The following is a 6,177-nucleotide window of genomic DNA, read 5'->3' on the forward strand; positions in this document are numbered from 1 at the left end:
ATATATATTTCTTTAAAAGCGGATATACCACTTCTAAATCAGAAATTAGGCAAGCTTCAGGGCGTTCCGAAGAACGCCCTGTCCTTGCTGAGTGAAACTGTTGAAATTAGAGAATTTCAGAGAAGGCCTGCCTTTTTGCCCCGATAGGAGGCGACTGAAAGGAGATTCCTTGCGGATGGCAAAAAGGACAGAATCTGAATTCTGATAGCTTATTTTACAGAATTTCAGAGAAAGCCTGAATACGCGTACGGAGCTGTTCGAGGGACGGCGATTCAATGTCGACGTCGAGAACCGTGTAGCGGAGACCTGCTTTTTCGAATTCAACTTTGTAAATAGGATAGTCGAATTCTTCAGGATCGCAGAAGCGCATCATGCATACGACAACAGCATCAGCATTGTATTTCTTGGCCATGTCGATGAGCATCTGTCCACGCGGTTTGTCTGTGTTCATAGCCAGCGGGCAGCCATCGAAATCCTGCCACTGTTTGGACAACTGTTCCAGCGGATCAATGCCGTACGGTACGTCTGTACGGAACTGACGGGATTCCTGAGCCAGGTCGTCAGCTACGACAGCGAGGTTGAATTCCTGGAAGATGTCGAGGAGTTCATCCGGTTCAGCCATAATGCCGGAGAGGATGACTTTTTTGCCATTCCAAGGAGTTACTTTTTCGGCTTTTACAGCGTCGATGAGTTCGCGAACCAATGCAGTATGTTCTGCTTTGTCCATGAACCAGCGAGCTTTGATAACGTCATGACGTTTTACCGGTGTGAAGATCTGCGGGTACTGAGCAGCAACGTCGCAGAATTCACGCATAACCTGACGGTTAGCATTGTATACGCGGATAGCTTCCTGAATAGCCATGTCGGAAATGGTTACGCCAAGGATTTTTTCCAGTTCGCTGCGAACGCCTTCGTATTCAGCTTTCAGGAAATCAACAGCAGCTTCGATTTTACGGTTCTGCGGATGCGTGAAGACGATAACCGGAGCTTTGCCGTGCCATTTCTGGCTCATGCAGCGGAGCGTATCACAGGGAACGGAGAAGATAACAGCGTCGAGACAGTCATAGGTGCCGTTGAGCTGCAGTTCCATGTCAGCCTGCATCAGGGAGCAAGCGAACGGAGGAAGGTATGTACGAGCTTCGGAAATAACCGGTTTCTGTGCGCCAAAGAGGCCTACAGGAAGAGCACCGGCAGCGTATACGATTTCTTCCGGAGCGTAGTACGGCATCATGCCGACCAGTTTTTTGCCCGATTTTTTATAAGCTAAAACAGTTTTCTGAGGGTGATTTGCTACTTCTTGTAATTTGCTGATCAGTTCATCAATCTTGCTCATTAGTGGTTGCCTCCTTCAGTGGCTTTCTTTTCATCCATTGCTTCACACAGTGCTTCTACGCGGGTATCGAACTGTGCTTCCGAGAAATTACGCGGGTCAGTCTGGTCGCCGTCGAAAATAACGTACGGAACGCCGAGGTTTTTCTGTACCCGTTTGCCGCCTTCGTCGTTGAGGAGGCTCATGTTCTTGCAGGAACGGTTCTGATGCATGATCAAGCCGTCGCACTGGCCGTCTTTAACGACTTTTTCCAGAACGGCACCACGCTGTTCGAGGCAGCAGTTAATGTAGGTGCGGGTATAGGCTTCAGCCATGGATTCGAGGTTGCCTGGTTCGTAGGAAACGTCCCACATGCCAGGATATGCAGAACCAGTCATGAGAGCGCCTTTGCCTTTCAGTTCTTTGAAGGTGTGGCCCAGAGCAATCCATACGGCAATGCCTTCCCAGGTAACACGGGTTTTTTCGTTGTCGCCGAAAGCCCATTTCTTAGCAGCTACTTTAGCTTCCAGTTCTTTAACCAGTTTGTTGAACGTAATTTCAGAGTAGTTCAGGGAACGAGCAGCAACAGCCAGGCCCATGAAGTTGAACAGGTCAAAGCCATTGAGCGGGGACGGTTTGTACGTCAAGAAGGAAGCAATTTTATTCCAGGCAGCGATAGAACGCTGTGTCTGTTTCTGTACTTCGAAGAATTTGTCATAGTCGAAAGGACGGCCGCAGATTTCTTCGAGCTGTTTAATAGCGTGTTTGAATTCGCCTACGATATACTGTTTAGCATGTTTCGTAACCGGATAGGTATGGTTGAACGGAACGTCGATCGTAATCAGAGGAATGTTCAGTTCTTTAGCGATGTTTTCGTACCATTTGAGCAGAGTGTTGCAGATATTGTTGCAAGTGAGGATCAGGTCCGGCAGGGGAATGGGAGAAGCCGGGGAGTTTTTCAGGACATCCGGTTTTTCACCTGTTTTAGCTTCCTGCAGGAGGCATTCCAAATAGCCCATGTTAACGCGGCAGTAGGAACAGATATCCTGATTGTAGCCTTTATTTTCAGCTACTTCCAGCATAGCCGGAGCGCCGTGACGGGCACCGATGCCAGCTGCATGTGTTTCCGGATATACGATGGCAATATCCATAGCCGTGCAGAATTCCGGAGGTGCAACCGATGCAGACCAGCAGACGAGGCGGCCTTCTTTTTTTGCTTTTCTTGCGTCTTCATCGACTTTCGGCAAGAAGTAGCCCAGAGCTTCTTTGGAGCTCATGCTTTCAATATCAACTACTTTTTCTTCACTCATTACTATCTCTCCTTATGTGTAACCTTATAATTGTAAACGTCGCAGGGCGGACGGTCTGACCAGGTACAGCCAGATCGTCCGGACTAAGCGGCGTGACGTACCATTAGCGGGTAACTTTTTCGTAGGCGATCAGGGCAGCTCCCAGGGCACCGATAACCTGCGGATATTCGGCAACATGAGCGGGAACACCCAGTTCCTTTGATACGGCATCGACGACACCGGCATCGCGGGAACCGCCGCCAGTCATGGTCAGATCTTTGCCGACGCCGACACGGCGGACGAGGGCACAGGCCTTGCTGGCAATGGATTTATGAACGCCTGCGACAATATCTTCTTTCGGAATATTTTTAGAAAGAAGGGAAATAACTTCTGATTCAGCAAATACCGTACAGGTACTGCTGACTTTAGCCGGATGTTTGGAACGGAAATACCAGTCGCCCATTTCCGAAATAGGAATTTCCAGTACTTTGGACATGACATCGAGGAAACGACCCGTACCGGCAGCACACTTGTCGTTCATGGCAAACTGCATGACGAGACCTTGGTCATTTAATTTAATGGCCTTGACGTCCTGTCCGCCAATATCGAGGATTGTCGTCGTACCGGGACACTGGAAAAGAGCTCCTTTTGCGTGGCAAGTAATTTCGCTGATTTCACCTTTAGCAACGGACACGTTAAAACGGCCATAGCCTGTAGCGATAATATTTGCCATGTCTTCAATAGACAGTCCAGAATGGGCAAATACTTCTTTGAGTACCTTGTCCGGACCGGAAGAACCAGTGCCGACTTGCACGACCCGGTGGTGGAGGATTTTTTTGCCGTCTTCTAAGATGACAGCCTTAGATGATGAAGAACCAACATCAATTCCCAGTGTATACATTGTGTGAGTCATTCCTTTCCATGTGGGAAGTTTTGGTATTAGTCGTTAAAAGGATTGGCGTTACTTCTGTTAATGGGGGCAACAGTCTGAACGTATTCGACGAGGATGCCCTGGTCTGTCGACGGACGACGGAAGTTGACGATGATATCATCTGTACCCTGAACGGCTTTCTTTTCCAGCATGCAGCCCGGGCATTCTTCTTCCATTATCTGACGAACTTTTTCAACGTCTGCTACTTCAAAGGCGATATGGGCAATGCCGCCTTTACCATGGTTGAAGTTTTTCAGTACGCTGCCTTCGTGAGGAACGATGAATTCGATAGGGGTGTTGTTCGGGCCGGTCTTCGTGAATACCAGGTCAGCCTGATATGCTTTAACAAAGCCGGAGTAGTCTACTTCAAGACCGTTGTTTTTAATGAATTCATGGGCTGCATCCAGCGTCGGCAATACGATGCCAATGTGATGGAGCCGCATGGGATGCCATTTTTCGTTCAGCTTGCCAGCTTCGCCGAGGGAGGCAAAGGGATTTACGTTGTATCCTTTAATAGGAGCTGTTTTTTCTACATATTCAACGAGGATGCCTTCGTTGGTAGAAGGACGACGGAAGTTAACGATAATATCGTCAGTACCCTGGACAGCTTTCTTTTCCAGCATACAGCCTTCTTTCTGGCCTTCCATTTCCTGACGGACGCCTTCAACGTCGCTGACTTCGAAAGCGATATGAGCAATACCGCCTTTGCCGCCGTTGAATTTCGTCAGGACCCCTTCGCGGGGGATGATCATTTCAATTGGGCTGCATGTGTCGCTGTGTTTGGTGAAAATCAGGTCAGCATGGTATGCGTCGACAAAACCGGCGTAATCAATTTCCAGACCGTTGCTCTGCATAAAATCGTGGGCTTTCTGCAAGCTCGGCAGTACGATGCCGACGTGATGCATTCTCATTGGTTTCATTGGTACTAGACACTCCTTTAAGTATTGATATATATAGTGTTATATAGTATGTATTACCTATTTCTTTAATCCCATGGGGCCATCAGCAAAGATGCGTTCGTCCATGGTGGTGTAGCCGTCAACAATAGGTTTGAATTCCATGTGAGCCAGAATATCTTTTTCTACATCAATGCCCGGTGCAACTTCGATAAGGCGCAGGCCTTCTTCTGTCAGTTTGAATACGCACCGTTCCGTAATGTAGTATACGTGCTGGCCCCGTTTAGCAGCGAGTTTGCCGTTGAACGTAATCTGATCGACAGCGTTGATGAATTTCTTCTTTTTCCCTTCCTGGAGGATATGGAGCTTGCCGTCTTTTACTTCGACTTTCAGGCCGCTGGCCGTAAAGGTACCGCAGAAGTAAACGTTCGGCGTCTGCTGAGAAATGTCAGGGAAACCGCCGCAGCCGGCAATGTTTGTGCCGAACTTGCTGACGTTGATGTTGCCGTTCACATCGCACTGTGCCAGGCCTAAGAACGTCTGATCCAGGCCGCCGCCATCGTAGAAGTCAAACTGGTAGGTGTGGTCAATAATGGCTTCGGCATTGCGGGTGGAACCGAACTGTGCGCCGCCCTGCGGTACGCCGCCAATAGCACCATTTTCGACGGTCAGTGTAATCGTATCGGCAATGCCTTCTTCACTGGCAATGGATGCAACGTATTCCGGAGCACCTACGCCGAGGTTGACGACGGCATTGTCCATCAGGGCCAGTGCGCCGCGACGGCCGATGATCTTCTTGGCGCTCATGGGAAGGGGAGCACCTGTTTCACCGAGGGGAGCCCGGCGTTCGCCGCACAGCGTCGGATCGAAGGCACAGCCAAAGGCCTGTTCATGATCTTCTTCATCAGCAACGACGACGTAATCGACGTAAATGCCGGGGATCTTAACGAGACGAGCGTCCAGTGTACCGTGTTCTACAACGCCTTTAACCTGGACGACGACGATGCCGCCGCAGTTATGAACTGCCTGAGCTACTGACGTGTTTTCCAGGGGAGCTACTTCTTCTTCCATCGTGATGTTGCCAACTTCATCGGCATAGGTGCCGCGAAGGAAAGCAACATTAATGGGGAATGTCGGATAGAAGAGCTGTTCCTGACCTTCGATTTCCATTAATTTAACAATATCTTCTTTTGTTACGTCGTTCAGTTTGCCGCCGCCCTGACGAGGATCCAGGAACGTTCCCAGACCGATGTCCGTGAAGATACCCAGTTTATGGCCGGCTAATGCGCGGAACAAGTGTACCAGTGTACCTTGTGCACAGTTGTAAGCTTCGATTTTATTTTCTACGGCCAGTTTGGCAATAGCCGGAACGGTCTGATAGTGACCGAGAATAGCCCGTTTCAGCAGGCCTTCATGGGCCAGATGTTCACCGCCGCGGCCGTCGCGTTTGCCCTGCGAAGCAGCGTACATATACGTCAGATTCTTAGGGCTTCCTGTTTCAAGGAACCGTTTTTCCAATGCTTTTGTCAATGCTTCCGGATGAGCGCAGCTGACGAAGCCAATAGACGTCAAGGTGTCATTGTCTTTTACAAGCTGTGCTGCCTCACTTGCTGTGATAATTTTCACTTTCTTCATTGTTGTATACATCCTCCTTTAGATATACCTGTCTCGAATGTATCACTTACATTCTTTGAATGAATGATAAATAGAAACTGCATATTCGACTAAGGAATAATTTGATGAATGTACTCG

At 49.0% G+C, this 6,177-nt stretch carries 5 protein-coding genes; all 5 read right to left on the reverse strand.

Translation table 11 applies throughout. The annotated features are described in order from the left end of the window. Nucleotides 1–214: 214 nt before the first annotated feature. Nucleotides 215–1,333, reverse strand: a complete 1,119-nt coding sequence (locus Q3886_RS07605) for a 2-hydroxyacyl-CoA dehydratase subunit D (RefSeq protein ID WP_301860715.1) — start codon at nucleotides 1,331–1,333, stop codon at nucleotides 215–217. Continuing rightward, on the reverse strand, nucleotides 1,333–2,619 hold the full coding sequence (locus Q3886_RS07610; RefSeq protein WP_301860716.1) for a 2-hydroxyacyl-CoA dehydratase subunit D: 1,287 nt from the start codon (nucleotides 2,617–2,619) through the stop codon (nucleotides 1,333–1,335). Before Q3886_RS07610 ends, Q3886_RS07605 begins: the two co-directional genes overlap by 1 nt. A gap of 103 nt (nucleotides 2,620–2,722) precedes the next feature. Next, entirely contained in the window at nucleotides 2,723–3,511 is a 789-nt protein-coding gene (locus Q3886_RS07615) for an acyl-CoA dehydratase activase (protein WP_301860717.1), read from the reverse strand. Between the two features lie 26 nt (nucleotides 3,512–3,537). Further along, nucleotides 3,538–4,449, reverse strand: a complete 912-nt coding sequence (locus Q3886_RS07620) for a VOC family protein (protein WP_301860718.1) — start codon at nucleotides 4,447–4,449, stop codon at nucleotides 3,538–3,540. 57 nt (nucleotides 4,450–4,506) lie between these two features. Then, the gene (locus tag Q3886_RS07625) at nucleotides 4,507–6,060 is read right to left on the reverse strand and encodes an acyl CoA:acetate/3-ketoacid CoA transferase (RefSeq protein WP_301860719.1); all 1,554 of its coding nucleotides are present in this window, start codon (nucleotides 6,058–6,060) and stop codon (nucleotides 4,507–4,509) included. Nucleotides 6,061–6,177: the final 117 nt, after the last annotated feature.

Origin of the sequence: uncultured Megasphaera sp. (assembly GCF_958350005.1) — a bacterium.
In the GTDB taxonomy this organism is placed as follows: Bacteria; Bacillota; Negativicutes; order Veillonellales; family Megasphaeraceae; genus Megasphaera.